The sequence below is a fragment of the Brevundimonas sp. GW821-FHT12C05 genome (genome assembly GCF_058807475.1).
Genome location: NZ_JBXAQS010000006.1, coordinates 95,537 through 114,609 on the forward strand (window position 1 = coordinate 95,537; position 19,073 = coordinate 114,609).

General features: G+C 67.2%; 5 protein-coding genes. 3 read left to right on the forward strand and 2 right to left on the reverse strand.

From position 1 onward, the window contains the following. The first annotated feature begins 20 nt into the window (after positions 1 to 20). From AC1RRF_RS16335 to AC1RRF_RS16345, 3 genes are read left to right on the forward strand one after another with little or no spacing between them, the layout of a single operon-like run. Positions 21 to 12,167: a filamentous hemagglutinin family protein gene (locus AC1RRF_RS16335; protein ID WP_492836438.1), complete on the forward strand. Its 12,147-nt coding sequence runs from the start codon at positions 21 to 23 to the stop codon at positions 12,165 to 12,167. 60 nt (positions 12,168 to 12,227) lie between these two features. Further along, positions 12,228 to 13,037, forward strand: a complete 810-nt coding sequence (locus AC1RRF_RS16340; protein WP_492836440.1) for a SapC family protein — start codon at positions 12,228 to 12,230, stop codon at positions 13,035 to 13,037. A gap of 5 nt (positions 13,038 to 13,042) precedes the next feature. Further along, positions 13,043 to 13,633, forward strand: a complete 591-nt coding sequence (locus AC1RRF_RS16345; RefSeq protein WP_492836442.1) for an OmpH family outer membrane protein — start codon at positions 13,043 to 13,045, stop codon at positions 13,631 to 13,633. Between the two features lie 531 nt (positions 13,634 to 14,164). Here AC1RRF_RS16345 and AC1RRF_RS16350 read toward each other — a convergent pair. Beyond that, positions 14,165 to 14,704, reverse strand: a complete 540-nt coding sequence (locus AC1RRF_RS16350; RefSeq protein ID WP_492836444.1) for a hypothetical protein — start codon at positions 14,702 to 14,704, stop codon at positions 14,165 to 14,167. After that, a complete protein-coding gene (locus AC1RRF_RS16355) occupies positions 14,685 to 18,863 on the reverse strand; it encodes an RHS repeat domain-containing protein (RefSeq protein WP_492836446.1) in 4,179 nt (1,392 codons plus the stop codon). The genes AC1RRF_RS16350 and AC1RRF_RS16355 overlap by 20 nt, the downstream gene beginning before the upstream one ends. Between the last annotated feature and the right edge of the window lie 210 nt (positions 18,864 to 19,073).

Consider the following 19,073-nt stretch of genomic DNA (forward strand, 5'->3'; position numbering starts at 1 on the left):
CTCGTTCGAAAGACCTGGCCATGATCTCGTTCGTTCCCGCCCTTGCCCGCCTGTCCTTCCGCCGCAGCGTCCAGATGCGGGGCCTGATCGGGTCCAGCCTGCCGGCCCTCGCCGTCGCGGCCGGACTGCTGGTCCCCGGAGCGGCGCAGGCGCAGCAGCCGCCGCGCGCGGCGTTCGGCTCCATGCTGGCGATGCAGCGGGGACAGGTCACCCTGCCTGACGGCACCCAGTCGCAGTGGACAGGCGCCAATCGGCCGACGGTGAGCACTGCCACGGACGGCCGTCCGCTGATGACGATCGAACAGACCGAGGCCCGGGCCCTGCTCGATTGGGAGGACTTCCGCCTGCAGGCGGGCGAGGTGCTGGAATTCCAGCAGCAGCGTTCGGACTGGATCGCGGTCAACCGCGTCCACGGCGCCCAGGCGGCGGAAGTTCACGGCGAAATCCGGGCCCCGGGCCGGGTCTTCATCCTCAACGACAACGGCGTCCTGGTCGGCAACGACGCCGTCATCAACACGCGCCAGCTGGTCACCGGCACGGGTGTCTCCGACGTGCAGTTGTCGGGCAACACGACCACCATCGTGCAGAGCGGCCCGCGCTCGATCCTGGAATGGCGCGGCGACCTGACGCTGAACGCCGGCGACGTCCTGCGCATCCAGCAGGAGAAGCGGGACTGGATCCAGCTGAACCGCTTCGTCGGCGGCGTCGCGCACCTGAACGGTCAGATCCAGGCGGACGGCCATCTCTATCTCGTGTCGCCCGGCGGCCTGGACATCAACGGCCGCATCCGCGCGCAGCAGGTGCTGGCGTCGCAGCTCAACATGACCGACCAGCAGTTCGAGGTCGGCCTTCTGGGCACCTTGACCCTGGCCAACCAGCGCTCGGTCCCGCAGCTGTCCAGCACCTGGCAGACCGAAATCTGGCAGGGCGGCCTGCTGTATGTCGATCTGCCCCTGCCGGTCGATCCCAACGACCCGCTGGCCTTCAACGTCACCATCGGCGTCAACGGCTCGATCGAGACGGGCGCGCTGGGCAAGATCATGGTGTTCGGCAACAACGTGACCAACCGCGGCCTGCTGCACAGCACCGACGGCGGTCAGATCCTGCTGGGCGCGGGCGAGCATGCCTGGCTGTCCGGCACCCCGGAAGGGCGCATCGGCGCCCTGACCGGCCCCTATTCGCCCTACGCCGCCCGACCCGTCGATCTGCCCTATGTCGGCGGTCAGCATCCGGGCGAGCCTGTCCCGCCGGCAGAGCGGGACCGCTGGAACCTCGCCTATCAGCTCGACCGTATCCGCCGCATCGGCTTCAAGGTCCTGAACGAAGGGGAGGTGACCGCCGAGCACGGCTACATCGACCTGCGCGGCTTCCAGCTGCACCAGAACGGCCACATGGCGGCGACCTCGACCGCCCTGGTTCGCGGCGGGATCGATTTCGCGGCCTTCATGTACTACCCGGACTGGGACTATCCGGGCGCCGTGCTGGGCGGGAACGGCTCGGTCGTCTTCGGACCGCGCAGCGTCACCACCATCCTTCCCGACGTGCTGTCCCGCGATGCGGTGGCGCTGAGCGCCGGCCTGCAGAGCGTCGGCAATATCGATATCCGCGCCCGCACCGTTCACATGCAGGAAGACGCGCTCATCTACGCCCCGAGCGGCAAGATGCGCGTCCTGCTGGACACCGGCCAGCACGTCCTCAGCTTCGGCGGCAATCGCGGCGACGGCGCCAACCAGGACAACGAGGACGGCACCCGCTTCCTGATGGAGCGGGGCGCCACCATCGACCTGTCCGGCTGGCGCGACGCCACCCTGGCGATGGAGTCCAACACCGTCAGCGGCAAGCTGTTCATCAGCCAGCTGCGCGACTCGCCGCTGCAGCGCAACGGACCACTGTACCGCCAGTTGGTCGAGATCGATCGCCGCTTCGGCACCCACGTCGCCGACTGGACGGCATTCGACAACCTCACCCAGGCGACGCTGCCGCAACTGCTGATCAACGGCGGCACGTTCGAGATCGACGTGCCGAACGACTTCATCATGAAGCGCGGTTCGGTCATCGACGTGTCGGGCGGGGCGGTCACCTATGCGGCCGGCTTCGTCAACACCACCCTGCTGCAGACCGCCGACGGTCGGATCATCGACATCCGCAATGCCGATCCGGACGAGATCTACGTCGGCCTGGCGAACCAGTTCGTCGTCAACGACCGGAAATGGGGCCTCAGCACCGCCTATTACGTGCCGCTGATGTCCAGCCGGCAGGGCCGTTGGGAAGAAAGCTACCAGCATGGCGGCAACGCCGGCACGATCGCCATCCTGGCGCCGGACTCGGTGTTCCAGGGCGCGGTCCGGGGCGACGTGATCGTCGGCAAATACCAGCGAGGCGCGCCGCCGCGCGGCGGCGTCTTTTCGCTGAACGCCCACGCGGGTGGAACCGAGGGCGAGTATCGCAACAACCGCACCCTGATCACCGACATCGAGCAGGTGCTGGGCGACGACTTCACCTTCACCTCCAGCCTGAGCGACGTCCGTGAAGACCTGTTCGGCGTGGAGGCCGAGATCGGCGACGACTACGTCACCGGAAGCCAGCGCTGGGATAACGGCGCCCTGCTGTCGGAAGACTTCTTCAATCGCTCGACCATGGGGTCCTATGAGATCGAGCAACGCCTGTACGAAGGCGGCGGCGCGCCTCTGGATCGACCGGCCAATATCGTGGAGGCCGGCGTCAATCTGAACCTGGCCAACGGCGCCAGCTTCTCGATGACCCTGGCGGACGACCTGTGGTTCCTGGGCGGCTTCCGCAGCCAGGGCGGCGACTTCACGATCGCCAGCGGCGCCGGCGTGGCCTTCTCGGCGGCCTCGGTCATCGACACCCGCGGCGGCTGGTTCAGCGACTTCGAATTCCTGGACGAGGTGCCCCTGGTCGGGGTGCCGCGCATCCACGGCGGCAAGGTCTCGATCTCGGCGGCCGACCGGCCGTATCCGCAGTTCGGCGCCATCTCGGACCTGGGCCTGGTGATGCCGGACGGCATGGTCATCCGGACCGACGGCGGCGCCTGGGTCCAGCGCGACGGCCACGTCTCGCTCGGCCGGGGCGGCGACATCGCGATCGGCGCCAGCGTCACTACCGGCAGCGACCTGATCCTGGACGCGGACCTGAGCGCTCTCGGCCTGGGCGGCAACGGCGCCCTGAGCCTGGGTCTCGCCTGGGATGACATACTGATCACGGACGATGCGGCGCCGGAGGCCGGCGAGGGCCGCCGGCTTCGCGTCTTCGGCAGCGACTTCTTCCGCAACGCCGGCTTCTCAGCGATCAATCTGAGCGGCCGGACGATGACGATCGCCGACGGCACGCAGATCAACGCCACGGCCGCGACCCTGATGCTGCGGGAATCATTCCAGGGGCGGACTCCGTTCTACGCGCCGACGGGCACCGATCTGAGCCTGCTGACCACGCTGGAACCGGTTGCTCCGGGGCTGCGTCCGGCGGTGCTGCGGAACGGCATGAACCTGAAGCTCTCGTCGGGCGCCGACACCGACCGCTTCGGCGTGCCGATCACCTACAATTCCCTGATCATGGGCGAGAACGCGAGCATCCGGGTGGAAGCCGGCGGCTCCGTGTCGCTGAACAGCGTGGGCCTCGCCGATATCCGGGGCGACATCTTCGCGCCTGCGGGCAAGATCAGCATCGGCGGAGGTTCCATCGCGATCAGTGGCGACACAGAGCTCAACGCCGCCGGTGCAGTGCGCATCCTCAGCGAAACCCGCGCCCCCGACGGCCGTATCCTTCGCGAAGGCGAAGTCCTGAACGGCGGCCAGATCTCGCTGACCGCCGGCGCCGTCTCCCTGGCCGCGGGCGCGGTCCTTGATGTCTCCGGCGCGAGCGCCTTGCTGGACGTGGCGGACAGGTTGGACGAGTCCGGCACTGTCGTCCGCGTTCCCCGGCTCATTTCGTCGAATGGCGGCCTCATCCAGATCAGCGGAACCGATCTGGACATCAATGACGCGACCTACCTCGCCCATGCCGGCGGCGCGGGCGCGCGGGGCGGCACGTTCGATCTGAATTTCCAGGCCACCCTCGGCCAACCGCCCCAGGGGGCCACTCCGGCGCAGATCGCCGAGGCGATCGGCTATCTGATCTACTACGGCGCGACGTTCCGCGACGGCACGCCGGTGGAGGACGTGTTCAGCGCCGATCTGAGCCAGATCGCGTGGGAAAACGTCTTCGGCGTGAATTTCGACTTCCCGCCCGGCTTCACCCTCGGTGGATCACAGGCCTCCGCCGCAGCCGTGTTCCAGCCCTATTGGGACGCCGCGCTCGGGGGGCTGCCGGTCCTGATGATCGGCGAGAACCTGACGCAGTCGCCGGGCGCCGGAGGCCCGACCCTGCCGTCGTTGCCGCAAGGCTTGCTGGATCTGGTCCAGTCCATGGCGGGCGCGACGATCCCCGCCCCAGGGCCGGCAGGCGCCGTGGCGCAGTTCTCGCCGAGCGCTCTCGTCGAGGGCGGCTTCTCGCAGGTCAACCTGACCTCGCCCAGCGTCATCCAGTTCGTGGGCGACGTGAGCCTGGGCGCCCGCAACGCCGACGGCACCTATCTGTTCAACACCATCAACCTGGCGGCCGCGTCCATCATCGGGGGCGAGAACGTCAATGCGTCCGTCTTCGCCAACACCATCCGCATCAGCTCGGGCGAGGTGTCGGGTTCGCTCGCGGCCCTGATCGCCAACGCGGGAATTCCGGCCACGCCGGAAGGCTCGCAGATCACCTTCGACGCCGGCAGCAACCTGATCGTCGCGAGCGCGGGCTTCCACGGCTTCGACACCGTCAACCTGTTCAGCCGCGGCGACCTGTCGGGCGTGGGCGTGGTCAAGACGCCGGGGGCCCTGCGCCTGCAGGCCGACCAGGTCTATGCGACGCTCCGCTACGGCGGCGTGGAGCCGCCGCTCGACGGCCTCGCGAAGCTCGAGTTCAAGTCCGACCGGTCGATCGAGGTCCTGGCGCCGGCCGACGGCCCCCGGACGCCGGCGCCGTTCGAAGCCGCCAACACGCTCACCCTGCGCGCGCCGCGCATCACCCAGGGCGGGGTGCTGCGTTCGCCGCTGGGCACGATCAACCTCGTCGCCTACGACGACGGCACCGAGGGCTCGGGCGTGGTGCGTCTGTTGCCGGGCAGCCTGACGTCCGCCTCGGCGGACGGACGGGTGATCCCGTGGGGCTATACCGCCAACGGCGACACCTTCCTGGGCCCGAACGGCCAGGAACTGGCCAACCTGCCGACCAAGACGATCAACCTGGACGGCCTGGTGCTGGACCTGCAGGACGGGGCGACGATCGACGTCTCAGGCAGCGGCGACCTGTTCGCCTATGAGTTCGTGTCGGGCGTGGGCGGGACCCACGACTGGATGACCGGTTATCGGGACGACGACTACAACTGGGTCTCGGACGCCTCGGAGATCTTCGCGATCGTGCCGTCGTTCGACACCGATCCCAGCCAGCCGAACGCCGGACCGCAGGTCTATCTCTCGGGCGGCAGCGGCCTGCCGGCCGGCTACTACACCCTGCTGCCGGCGCGCTATGCGCTGCTGCCGGGCGCCTTCCGCGTCACCGCCCGTCACAACCGCGGCGATTTCACCAACATGCCGCTGGGCACCATCGCCCAGTTGAACGACGGCTCGACCATCCAGGCGGGCTATCGCCTGGATGCGGGCACGCCGTTCCGCGATCAGCGCACGACCGGCTTCATGGTCATGCCGGGCGCGACCCTGCGCACGCGTTCGCAGTATCTGGAGACCTCGGCCAACAGCTTCTTCCTGTCCGACGCCTATCTGAACCGGGTGCTGCGGACCAACCAGCCGCTCGGCGCGCCTCCGCGCACGCCGCTGGACGGCGGCAGCGTGGTGCTGTCGGCGGTCAACGGCATCAACCTGGACGCCACCCTGCTGTCGGCGGGCGGCGAGGGCGGACGCGGCGGCTTCGCCGACATCAACGCGCCCCGCATCGCCATCGTCGCGCCCGGCGACATGGGCTCGACGGCCTATGGCTCGGACTACCTGCTGCTGAACGCCGAACAGCTCAGCGCCTTCGGCGCCGAAAGCCTGCTTATCGGCGGGGTGCGCCGCCAGGGCGCGGCGGGGCTGGAGATCCTGGTCTCGGCCGACACCGTCGTCGTCGATAACCGCGGCTCGGTCCTGTACGGCCCCGAGATCCTGCTGGCGGCGACCGGAGATGTCCGCATCGAAGAAGGCGCGGCCATCGAGGTCCGCGGTTCGATCGGCGGCTCGTCCGGCGACCTGACCATGGTCCCGGTCTACAACCGCGTCATGGTTCCGGGGGCCAATCCTTGGGATCCCCAGGTCCAGCTGCACGGCGCCCTGGATACGGGCGTGCTGTTCCGGGCCTCGTCCGACAATCTGGTCAACATCCTGCGCAACCCGCAGGCCGTCGCGGAGATGAACGCCCTGCTGGCCGATCCCGTCGCGCTGGCGGCGATCAACGCCGTCCGCGCCGATCGCGGCCTGCCTCCGATCGTGGGCGGCGGTCGCCTGGCCGTCGCCGACGGCGCCCGGATCATCGGGGCGCGGTCGGTGGTGCTGGACGCCACCGCCGACACCAGCCTCAGCGCCGGGGCGACCCTGCAGACGGCGCAGCTCAGCGCCTCGGCCTCGCGCATCAGCTTCGGCGACGTGGCGCCGGGCGTGGAGGGGCTGGTCTTCTCGGGCGGCTCTTTGGGCGCCCTGGGCCGGGTCCAGGACCTGGTCCTGAAGAGCTACAGCACCATCGACTTCTACGGTCCCGTCACCCTGCAGGGCACGGGCTCCCTGGCCTTCGACTCCGCCCAGCTGAGGTCGATCGGCGGCGGCGCGGTCGCGATCACGGGCGACCGTCTGCGGGTGATGAACACCAACGGCGCCGTCGCCACGGCCGCGGCCGGGGCGGGCTCCCTGTCCCTGTCCGGCGACGAGGTGTCGATCGGGTCCGGCAGGGTCGCCCTGGACGGCTTCAGCCGGGTGGCCATCGAAGGCCGCAGCCGGGTGATCGGGCGTGGTTCCGGCGGCCTTCTGGTTCCGGGGGATCTGGACATCCGGACCGGCGCGCTGACCGCCGAAAGCGGCGCCAGCCTGAACCTGGACGCGTCCGGCGCGGTGAAGATCTCCGCCCTCGCCAACCCGACGGCCGGCCGGTTCAAGACCCTCGGCGCGACCATCAACATCACGGGCGCCTCCATCGAACAGGGCGGGGTCCTGGATCTCGCGGCGGGCAATGTGAACCTGCGGGCCCGCGACGGCGACGTCGTGCTGGGCGCCGGGTCGCGGATCGACGTGACCGGCGACGTGGCGACCATCTTCGACCGCTCGACCCCGGCCAACGCCGGGACCGTCGGCCTGACGGCCGACCGGGGCGACGTGACCGTCGCCAGCGGCGCGACCATCGATCTGTCGGGCGCGGCCCAGGGCGGCGCCGCCGGCACGCTCCGGGTCGGGGTGCCGCTGGGTTCGCTGAACCTGCTAGGCACGATCCTGGCCTCGGCCGCCCAGGGCGAGCGCGGCGGATCGTTCGAGCTGGACGCCGGAACCCTGTCCGATTTCTCGGGACTGGGCGCGACCCTGAACCGGGCGGGCTTCGACTACAGCCGCCGCTTCAAGATCGCCGACGGCGACGTCGTCATCGCGGGCGACACGCGGGTGCAGAACTTCAGCCTCGCGGCCAACGGCGGTTCGATCACGGTGACCGGCACGATCCGGACTCCGGGGACCAACGGCGGATCGATCCGCCTGTCGGCCTCCGAGGACCTGGTCCTGGCCGGCGGCGGCCAACTGATCGCCGCGGGATCGAACGGCGGCTCGGGCGGCGTGGTCATCCTGGAGACGGCCGGGGTGAACGGCGGCGCCGTGGCCCTGGACGCCGGCTCGCTGGTCGACGTCTCCGGCCAGGGCGCGGGCGGCCGCACGGTGCGCATCCGGGCCCCGCAGGTGGGCGCGGACATGGCGATCGACCGCTTGGCCGGTCGGATCGTCGGCGCCAGGTCGGTGCTGGCCGAGGCCTACCGCGCCTATGACGACGTCGAGACCATCGATCAGGGGGTGATCGACCAGGTCACCGCCGACGCCGATATCTTCATGACGGGCGCCGCCGCGATCGGCGCGCGCCTGGGCGGCGGGATCACCGTCGTTCCGGGCATTGAGCTGCGCAATGACGGCGACATGACCCTGGTCACCGACTGGAACCTGGCGAGCATGCGTTACGGCGGCGAGGCCGGGGTGCTGACCCTGCGGGCGAGCGGCGACCTGCGCTTCGACGCCAACCTGAGCGACGGCTTCTCCGCCGCCGGCCGCGACGGCGATCTCCTGACTGGCGACAGCTGGTCGTTCAGCCTGGCCGCCGGCGCGGACCTGGCCAGCGCCGACTCATCCGGCGTCCTGGCCGCCGGCCTGCTGGAGCCGGGCAAGGGCTCGCTGATCATCGGCGGCATCGCCGACGAGATCGACTACTACATGCGCTCCGGAACCTTCGACCGCGCCCTGTATCTGCGCGATCCGGACACCGGCGCCTATATCGGCGGCGAGCTGGAGTTCGACGCGGATCTGAACGCCTATATCGATCCTCTGACCGGCCTGCCCATCGCCCGCGATCCGGTGACGGGTCAGTTCGTCGAGAAGGACTACTACGGCTGGCGCGAGCTGCCCTACGTCCGCTCCGTCGGCGGAAACTCGGGCATCCCGGGCAACCCCGCGGGCGTGCAGATCGACAGCAGCGACGGCTACTACATCCGCACGGGCACGGGCTCCATCACCGCGACGGCGGGCCGGGACATCGTCTTCCAGGAAAAAGCCTCGTCCCTGTACACGGCGGGCGTCCAGTCGGCGGCCATCGCCGGCTTCGACGCCCCGACGACGCTGGATTCGGGCGGCTTCGAACCGATCACGGCCTACTATCCGGAGAACGGCGGCGACATCGTCCTGCGCGCGCAGAACGACATCATCGGCGGCGACAGCGACCAGTTCCCCAGCGCCTGGCTGTGGCGTTTCGGGGTCGCCGACGGCGCCAACCGCACCTTCTCGCCGGGCAAGACCGGACGCCCGTACGAACAGACCACCTGGTTCGTCGCCTTCAAGAATTTCCGCGCGGGCGTCGGCGCCCTGGGCGGCGGCAACATCGACATCTCGGCGGGCGGCGATATCGCCAACCTGTCGGCCAGCATCCCGACCACGGGCCGCGTCTCGGGCAACCGCTTCTTCGGCGATGCGCCCGCCACGCTCCACACCCTGGGCGGAGGCGCGCTGACCATCGACGCGGGCGGCGACATCCTGAGCGGCATCTACTACGTCGGGGACGGCACGGCCGAGCTGACCGCGGGCGGAGCCTTCCGTTCGGGCTCGGACGTCCGGGGGCTCTTCAGCCAGGCCCTCAACAGGCCCGGGTATGCGGAAACCGCCCAGCCGATCCACACTCTGCTGTTCACCTCCTCGGCCCAGTTCCGCCTGCGCAGCGGCGGCGACCTGAACATCGAGGCGGTGCTGGACCCGATGTCGGGCATCGCAGGCTTTGAGAACCAGACCCCGGCGGGGTCGATCTGGGACGGCTATGGCGTACAGACCCGGCGCAGCTTCGGCTTCTTCCAGACCTATCAGTCCGACGCCAAGGTCGATCTGTTCTCGGCCGGCGGCGACGTGAAACTGTGGAACAACAGCCTCGTCGTGGCCGCCCGTCAGATCCTGGGCGCCTTCAACGACGAGGACCCGGCGCCGCTGGTCATGGGGGTCACCGACTACGGCATCGTCTGGGGCAACGGCAACTCGTCCGCCGGCATCGGCTTCATGACCCCGCAGCACTGGCTGTGGCCCAGCAATGTCAGCGCGGTGGCCGCGGCCGGCGACGTGATCGTCCAGGGCGGCTTCACCCTGTTCCCATCGGCGACGGGCAATCTGGAGCTGCTGGCCGGGAAGAACGTCTTCCTCGACCTGGTGCTGGACTTCGGGGACGACGTCGTCACCTACCGCGACCCGGCCAGCTATGGCTGGCTGACCGGATCCTCGACCCTGCTGATGAGCCAGTCCGATCCGGCGCTGGTGCCCAGCCCCCTGCGACCCGTGTCGATCACCGGCGACAGCAACTCGCCGGGGGTCAACGCCGACATCTGGGTCAATGCCGGCATGGGCGAGGCGATCTACACCTACCTGCCGTTCTCCGACATCAACCCGCCGGACCTGCATCTGGGCGACCATGAGCCGATCCGGATCTACGCCGGGGAGGGGGACATCTTCATGAACCGTCGCGGGCGCGGCGCCACCGGCGCCCTGACCTTCCCGAAGCCGGCCTGGTTCTTCGCCGGCGGGGACATCTACTTCCCGAACTTCTCCACCCAGCACAACCAGGCGAACGATCTGTCGATCTATCGCGCCGGGGGCAGCATCTTCTTCTCGGGCAGTTCGACCATCCAGACCTTCGGTCCCGGTCGCCTGGAAGTCGAGGCCGGCCACGACATCTGGATCCCGTCCCAGGCCAAGGGCATCCAGACCGGCTGGATCCGGATGCGCCAGCACCAGTACGACGAGGTCGGCGTCGTCTGGAAGACCGAGGAAGACGCGGCCGATATCGGCATCTCCGTCGGCTACAACCAGACCCCGTCCTACGAGGCCTTCGAGGACGCTTATCTGAACCCCGACAAGACCGGCGATCAGGAAGACTATCTGCTGACCGATCTGGGCGGCCGCAGGGGATCGGTCTACCTGATCGACCAGGTCTATGACCGCGCCGGCGGCCCGGACCAGGAGTTCCCGACCGAGACCCGCGAGGGCTTGGTCAACTACGTCCGCCGTCAGCAGGGACTGGAGCCCCTCAAGACCCGCGAGGAGCAACTGGCCTACCTGGACCAAGCCTGGACCGCCTGGCAGGCGATGAGCAGCGACCGCAAGTCGTCCTTCTACCGCGAGGTGCTGTTCACCGAGCTTCGCACGGCCGGCCGCGAGGCCAACGATCCGAACAGCGAACGCTACCAGAGCGCCAACCGGGGCTATGATGCGATCCGCATTCTCTACCCGGGCGCCCAACGGTCCAGCACCGAGGCGCTGGCCGAAGGCGAGTCCCGCTGGGACGGCGATTTCGAAACCTATCTGAGCGTGGTCCGGTCCAACGGCGGCGGCGACATCGAGTTCGTCGCCCCCGGCGGCGCCTTCAAGCTGGCCAACAGCCTGGCCGGTCCCAGCGATCCGCTGCGCGCCGGCGTGGTCACCATGGAAGGCGGTGAGATCAACATCTTCGCCCACGACAGCGTGACGCTGAACGAGAGCCGCATCCTGACCGCCAAGGGCGGGAACATCATGATCTGGTCCTCGTACGGCGACATCGCCGCCGGCCGCGGCGCGCGGACCTCGATCACCCCGCCCAACTTCATCTACAAACTGACGACCCAGGGGGTTCTGACGCGTGAACCGGGCGGCCTGCCGAACGGCGCGGGCATCGGCACCCTGGCGACGGTCCCGGGCACCCCGCCCGCCGACGTCGATCTGGTGGCGCCGAACGGCATCGTGGACGCCGGCGACGCCGGCATCCGGGTCAGCGGCAACTTCAACGTCTTCGCCGTCAAGATCCTCGGCACGGACAATATCGAGGTCGGCGGCGTCGCCACCGGCCTGCCGCAGCCGCCCGCCACGCCGCCCAACTCTCTCGACGTCGACAACGCCGCCTCCAAGGCGGACGTCAGCGAAGCCATCGCCGACGCCATCGGACAGGTCCGGCGCAACACCGGGGTGGAGACTCCCTCCATCATCGAGGTTCGCGTCGTGGGCTACGGCGACGACTGCCGGGACGAACGGACGGGGCAGGCCTGCCGCCCGGCCGCGACCTCGACGGGCCGCGCCTCCGCCGCCGCGCCGCCGCCGGTCGACGTCGCCCGCCCCGCTGCGCCGCGCCCGGTCGCCGTGGCCCAGCAGCGGCTGCATTTCGAAATGCAGCCCCAGTCCCTCGATCAGGCCCTGCGTCAGCTGGGCCGGATGAGCGGGATCAACCTGGTCTACGATTCCCGCACCCTGCCGGAATCCAAGGTCGTCAGCCTGCACGGCGACATGACCATGGAGGAGGCCCTGACCCGGCTTCTCGACGGGGAGGATGTGACCTGGGAGCGGACCGGCAACGGAGCCGTGGTCGTCCGCCGCGCCGGGCAGTCGAACTAGAGCAACGGCCCGGTCCTGCGGGACCGGGCCAGGTTCCAACTAAAAATTACTGGAAGTTCAATGTCATCCGATGCCACCTCGCCGTCCGCGGATGAAGCCGCCGCCACGGCTCGCTTGCCCCTGTTCTACCGGCGTCCGGTCCCGCTCTCGTCCGTCGAGCATGCGGACTGGAAGCTGAAGTCCGCCGACTACGGCTTCGCCGCGGACACCGCCTTCGTGCCGCTGGTGCTGACCGAGATCCCTTCCGCGGCGCGCACCTATCCGGTGGTTTTCGCCGGCGAGGGCGCGGCGCCCTTGGCCCTGACGGGACTGGAACGGACCAATCTGTTCGTCGCCGACGGCGTCTGGACCGAAGAGACCTATGTGCCCGCCTATGTCCGTCGTTATCCCTTCGGCTTCCTCGCCACCGGCGACGGCAAGAGCTTCGTCCTGGCGCTGGATGTCGAGGCCGAGGGCGTCCTGTCGTCCGGCGAAGAGGGACGCCCCCTGTTCGAGGACGGCAAGCCCGCCGAACTGACCCGCCAGGCGCTGGCCTTCTGCGACGCCTTCCAGGGCGAGGCCGAGGCCACGACCGCCTTCGCCGAGGCGCTGAAGGCCAGCGGTCTGCTGATCGACCGCCGCGCCGACGTCACCCTGCCGGACGGCCGCAAACTGGGCGTCGACGGCTTCCAGATCGTCGATGCTGAAAAGTTCGCCGCCCTCGACGACGCCATCGTCCTGGACTGGCATCGCAAGGGCTGGCTGGCGCTGGTCCAGTTCCATCTCGCGTCGCTGGATCGTTTCGCGGCCCTGCTCGCGCTCCAGGCCGGGAAAGCCCCCGCCGCGCCGGTTGTCGCCGACCCCGCCCCCTCTCGTTCCAAGAAGGCCTAATCCTCATGCTCCGCACGCTTCTCCTCTCCGCCTGCGCCCTGGCCGCCGCGTCCACAGCCTCGGCCCAGTCGGCCCAGACGCCCGCGCCGTCCGCCCCCCTCGGCGGACCTGTCGTGCCGGGCGTCTGCCTGCTGTCGCGTGAGGCCGTCTTCGCCAACGCCGCCGTCGGCCGCGCCGCCACCGCGCGCCTGGCCGAGCTCAGCACCGCCGCCCAGGCCGAGATCGCCGCCGAACGCGCGCCGCTCGAAACGGAGGCCGGCGCGCTGCAGGGCCTTCCGGAGACCCCCGAGAACATGGCCCGGGCCCAGGCCTTCGCCCAGCGCTGGCAGGCGCTGCAGCAGAAGGCCGATCATACCGCGCGCGAGATCGAGGCCACCCGCCAAGTCGTCCTGGCCAGCATCTCGACCGAGGCGCAGCCGGTCATCGCCGAAGCCTACCGCGCCAAGACCTGCGGCCTGCTGTTCGACCGCAACACGGCGCTGGGCGGCAATTTCGCCAATGACCTGACGGCGGCCGTGGTCGAGGGCCTGGACCGGCGCATCACCACCTTTACGTTCGACCGCGAGCGTCTGCCGCAGGACGCCGCCGGCCAGTAGCGGCGGCGCGCTGTCCGATGAGGCGGCTCAGAATGACGCCGCCGTGGCGTCAGTTGATTCGGCCGGTCAGCATCATGACGCACGCAGGCGGCGGCGATCGCTGCCACACCGTGGGCAGGAGTGTGCTCTGGGGTCCATTGAACGGCTGAAACGATGGGGCCGGAACCTTGGAGGCGCACAGGTCGACGCCGGATTGGGCGGACGCTGAGTGGGCGCCGGCCAGGATCGCCGCTGCGGCAGCAGTCAACCGTTGTCCGAGTCTAACCGTGTTGATGTCCCGTCTCCATCTGCTCACATAATGCCGATGCTGAGGCGGGCGACGACCCGGAACGGCCGCCCATGATTGTCAGGGTGGATAATTGTGGGTTGTCAGAGGATGCGTCTGAGACCGAGTTGATGTTCGGGTTGGCGGCGTAGCCGTCGAGGCTCTGTTTATCGACAGCGCTCGGTTCGGGCTGTCATCGGTAATCAGGCGACCTCTTAACAATCGCAATGCCCTGTAGATCTATTTCGTGAGACGAATACAAATAATTATATTCCTCGCAGAATCTTATAGTACGAAATATCGTATTCGGTCGTTTGGTTTGGCGCAGATTCCAAAGGTAAAACATACGATTCGAAATCGCTGAACTTGTTTGTAAGTGCGTAGAATGCTGGCAGTAATATACGCTGACTTGGTCCGTATCTTGAGTTTTTTGCAGCCCTGTCAGCAACGCTCTCTAGAGATTCCGCTCCTGCCTTATCTATGAATGAATCTAAAATCTTGCAGACATTATCATCAATACCAGTAAATGAATGATCTTCTTCAATCAATATTGGGGGCGCCATTCTCAGGCTATATTGGGAAGATATGTCTATTCCTGTTGCTTCTAGATATTTAGAAGACGCGAATTTATTTAGCTTATAGCTAATATATCCCATCGATACTGTCGTGGTGGATTTGTGATCTGAGTATCCAGCCCACAGGGATAGGTCATCCCCATGCGTGTTGAGGATCCTGATTCCCTGAATTTTCCCCTTGAAGCCTCTCGAGGCGAGAAAATCTTCGATGCTACGGACACCTGTTTCCATTCTCATCGTACCTGGGGGCTTCGAAGGCTATTTGTGAGACACGAATTGGAACACCCGGAATGTATCCCGCCTGCAATGCCCTGAGACCGACGGGGACCAATTGATAGTTGGTCCCAAACCTCGGGTAAATCATGCTTTGGTTGGGAGTAAATCCGCCTCCGCCTGTCTTGACGTCGATCAGAATATGGGCAGGTGGCGTAGCGCCCGGGAAGGGTGCCGGACCATAGAGGCCAATCGCGGCATCTGCCACTACTCGAAGGCCGCCGAGCTGAGGGTCTCTGAAAGAAACATTTCTTGTGACCCTAAACCCAGCATTTCGGTACCGCTGAAGTTCTTGATCGAGCGCGGCCTCATGTCGTGCGCGATTTGCGGTACAAGTCTCACCGCTTCCGCCGGGGGTACCTTCTGTTATGCTCGGACCATCGCCGAAGGTGATGCCGCCTCCAAAATCTGAAACACAGAAATCGTGGTCGTTATCGCCGTCGGCGCCGTTCTCGCGGTCTGGGTTGGGTACGTCTCTACCTCCTCGGCTCCAGCAATAACCCAAGGTGATGTGTCGACCGGTCAACCCTTGCGGATCCGTTGTGTTCACCGGGTCTGCGCCGACATAAGCGTAGATGTTCATTCCATCGCCGTAGCCGATCGCATCGGGCTGCAGGAATCGCCCGAGTTGCGGCGCGTAGGCCCTCGCGCGGTAGTGATACAGCCCCGGCGCCATGTAGGCCTGGCCGGTGTACTGGAACCGGTCCGAGGCGATCGGAACGCCGTATTCATCGTATTGGTTGATCCCCGCCACCGCGCCCGAGGCGTTGGTCAGTCCCACCACCGAGCCGCGCTCATCGGCCAGCTGCTGATAGCGCAGGCCGCCGGAGAACAGGCTGGCCACGGGCACGTCCAGGCCGGGGCCGGGGATGTGGCGAACTAACAGGCCGCCTCCGGTGTTATACTCCCCGATCAACTGCTGGCCGGCGTAGAGGAAGCGTTGGCCCGAAGCGGTGGAACTGCCCAGTCGCCCGGCCGAGTCGTAGTCGAAGCCGTAGTTCGTTCCGCCGATCACCGCCGAGGTCAGCCGGTTGGCTGCATCGAAGCCGTAGCTGGCTCCTAGGGCCGAGCTGATGTTCTGGTTGGCGTCATAGCCCACCGCGGTCCCGTTCACCGACGTCATCCGGTTCAGGCCGTCCCGGGTGTAGGAGGTGTCTCCCACGCCGGTCACATAGTTGTAGGCCGAATTGCTGACCGTGCGGTCGGCGATCTCGCCAGCCGGAGTCCAGCTATAACCGAACGTCACATTGGCCGCCCCGCCGTGTGCTAGGCTGGTCATCCGACCATGGCTGTCATAGCCATAGGTCGTGCTGACGCCGTTGCCGCGGCTGATCGTGCCGATCTGGCCCAGGTTGGTGTAGGTGTAGGTCGCCAGCACCCCCGGTCCCGACGCGGCCCCATTCTCGCGGATCGCTGTCACCGCCCCGGTTACGTCACGGTCGTATTGGGCGAAGACGCCGTCGGGCCAGGTGATGCGCGTCATCCGGCTGGCCGGGTCGTAGCCGTAGGACACCTGACTCAACCCGCTCTCGGTGGTCAATCGAGATAGGGCATCCCATTGATAGCAGATCGTGTCCTGGTCGCAGGCGATGGGCAGGATGCCCTCTTCGTCGGCGAGGGTGGTGCGGCCCAGGAGATCATAGCGGTAGAATCGGTCGCGCATCCCCGTCGGCATGTCCACGGTGATCGGCCGGTTCAGTGTGTCATAGGTCGTCGTCGTGGTCTGGCCGGCACGGTTGCGCCTACTGACGATGTTGCCGGCGGCATCGTAAGTGACCTCCTCATAGTCGGTCGACTGCCAGCCTCCGCTAGTGGGGCTCGGATAGTAAATCCGCGACGGTCGATTGAAGCCATCGTACTCCATCCGGGTTTCGTTGCCGTTGCCGTCGATAAGGGACAACAGGCGACCGTCCGCGAAGTAGCTGGCTTGCTCGGTGACGGCCTCAGGCTGGCCGTAACCACGCGTCACATGGATCGCGCGACCGGCCGCGTCGTAGAAGCTGCGAGTGATCCGGTCCGGGCCGAAGGCGCCGGGGGTCTCGGGCGTGCAGGCGTCGCCGGGGGTGCCGGGGGCCATGTTCATCCGCACCGTGTCACAGAACACGCGACCGGCGGCGTCATAGCTCCACTGGCGCTGTGCAATCGGCGCCGAACCTCCGCTGGTCTGTTCAACCACGGCGGGACGGCCGTAGGTTTCGTAGCTGATATCGATCCGCTGCAACGGAGAGAAGCCGCTCCAGGCCGCATTCGATTGCCCGGTGGTCACGCCCGTCTCGTTCGTCGCCACTTGGCCGCGTCCGTTGTAGGTTAGGCGCCGGGCGCGGTTCAGCAACGGGCCTGCGCCGTCCGGGTCCGGCCCTACCATCCCGGTGGTCTGGCCCGCAGCGTCATAGAAGTACCGGGTGGTGTCGTCTGCGCCGGGGAGGGGGCCGTCCACCATTTCCACATTGCCAGTGGCGGTGTACGTCGCGGCCGTCACCTCCATCGTCGGGTTGGCGCCTGAGCCTCGGCTGACCGCGGTCGGGTTCAGGTTGTTGGCGGCGCCCGCTGCGCTGTAACTCACCGTCGTAACCACCTCGGTGGCCGATCCGTCGCACGAGGCGGTGGACACGCACGTCGAAACCTCCACCGGCAGGATCACGGAGGAGGGGGCCGGGGCGATCGCGCCGGAACTGTTCTTGTATTGGGCCGTCTGCGCCGCATAGGCGTAACGGGCTTGTGGTCGGATCGCGCCGGGGCTCGCGGCCGGGGCGGTGACGGTCAGAACGCCGCCGTGGACGGGGTCGTAGGTGTAGTCAGTGACGTTCCCGCGGGTGTCGGTCATCGACAGCGGAAGGTTGCAGGTCACCGGGTTGGCGCAGGTCGTCGGATAGGCGGCCGAACTGATGATGGGAGGCAGGCCGAATTCCGGCCGCGAATTGACCGTCGTCTGGGTCAGGTTTCCGCGGGCGTCGTAGGTGAAGGAGGTGCTCGGTCCCCACACCTGTTGCATAGAGGTGAGGCGCCCGCCTTCATAGCCGAAGTACCACTCGTCGTAGAGCACGTTCCGGCTGTACACGACCTGACCGTTGGACAGGTCTATCTTGGCGACATTGACTTGGCCTAGAGGGCCGCTGACGGTCGCGGTCTGGGTGTACCCGTCATTGTCGTAGCTGTACGACCAGCCTCCGCTGGCGTCCGTCACCGAGGAGACGCCGCTGCTGTAGCCGATGACCACGTCGTCGATCGACGACCCCGGGTACCGGATGCGCGACAGGGCGCCGGAGTTGGACGTGTAGGTCTTGGTCCGTCCGATCTCGTCGGTCACCGTCTGGGTGGTGACGGAGCCGGCGGTGTTCGTCGTGTACTGGGCGCTGGGCCAGGTGCGCGAGAAGTTGCAGGACGGCGAGGCTAGGCTGCAGTAGTCTATGGCTCTGTTGTAGCCCGTGACCTTGCTGACGGCGAAATAGCCGGCGGAATTGTTTGGGTCGTTGCTGGCGTAGTCGAGGTGCAGGGCGTAGCCGAAATTGTTGCTGACCGTCTGGATGCGGTAGTAGGGGATGGTCGAGCTGCAGCTGCCGTTTATGTAGAAAAGACACCCGGTCGCCGTGGCGTATTCGTAGTTGGTGGTCGCCCCCGACGGCTGTTTGATCTCGGTCAGCCTGTAGGCCCCCGTCCCCAGGCCCCATCCCTCCGCGAAGGTGTATTTGACGCCGCCCGCCGGCGTGTAGACGGCCGCGCCGCCGGCGATCACCAGGGTCGAACCGGTGTTCTCGGCCGGCTGATACTGGCCGCTGACCAGTTTGAAGCGCTCGGTCCCGCCATCGACGGACACCAGGCAATCATCAGGACATTCCAGGCTGCCGCGCAGATTGTCCGACCAGCCGCCGCCGGTGGCCGCGCCTGACCCGATATAGAATCGGGCGTAGGAGAGTTGGCCCGCGCCCGATCCGATGCTGACGTCCTCGGAGGCGTGGAAATAGGTCTTGGTCAGGAGGTCCACGCCGCGGGCGTCGACGCTGGAGTGCTCCGGCGGCATCGGGCCGGCTTGCTGGGCCTGGGCGGAAGGCGCCTGCAGGGCCAGGCCCAGCGGCAGCGCCGTCGACGCCAGAAGAGCCACTAACCGCGTCGTCCGCATGCGCATCCCCCATAGACTGAACGTCCTCAGGTTGAGTGTTCGATGGCTGGATGAAATGTGTCAAGCCGGAGGTGATCTCCTGGATAAAATTTCTGCTATTGCGGCGCGGGGCGGTGAATGCGTTGTTAATTACTTTATACCTGAATCGCGGACGCCATTTAATCAGAATAATGCAAGCTTTTTAGGGTCAAGAATGTGTCTTGCCTAGGC

Bases quoted from the DNA above. Each gene is read 5' to 3' on its own strand.
- AC1RRF_RS16335 (WP_492836438.1), top strand. From the start codon at position 21: ATGATCTCGTTCGTTCCCGCCCTTGCCCGCCTGTCCTTCCGCCGCAGC.
- AC1RRF_RS16340 (WP_492836440.1), top strand. From the start codon at position 12,228: ATGTCATCCGATGCCACCTCGCCGTCCGCGGATGAAGCCGCCGCCACG.
- AC1RRF_RS16345 (WP_492836442.1), top strand. From the start codon at position 13,043: ATGCTCCGCACGCTTCTCCTCTCCGCCTGCGCCCTGGCCGCCGCGTCC.
- AC1RRF_RS16350 (WP_492836444.1), bottom strand. From the start codon at position 14,704: ATGGAAACAGGTGTCCGTAGCATCGAAGATTTTCTCGCCTCGAGAGGC.
- AC1RRF_RS16355 (WP_492836446.1), bottom strand. From the start codon at position 18,863: ATGCGGACGACGCGGTTAGTGGCTCTTCTGGCGTCGACGGCGCTGCCG.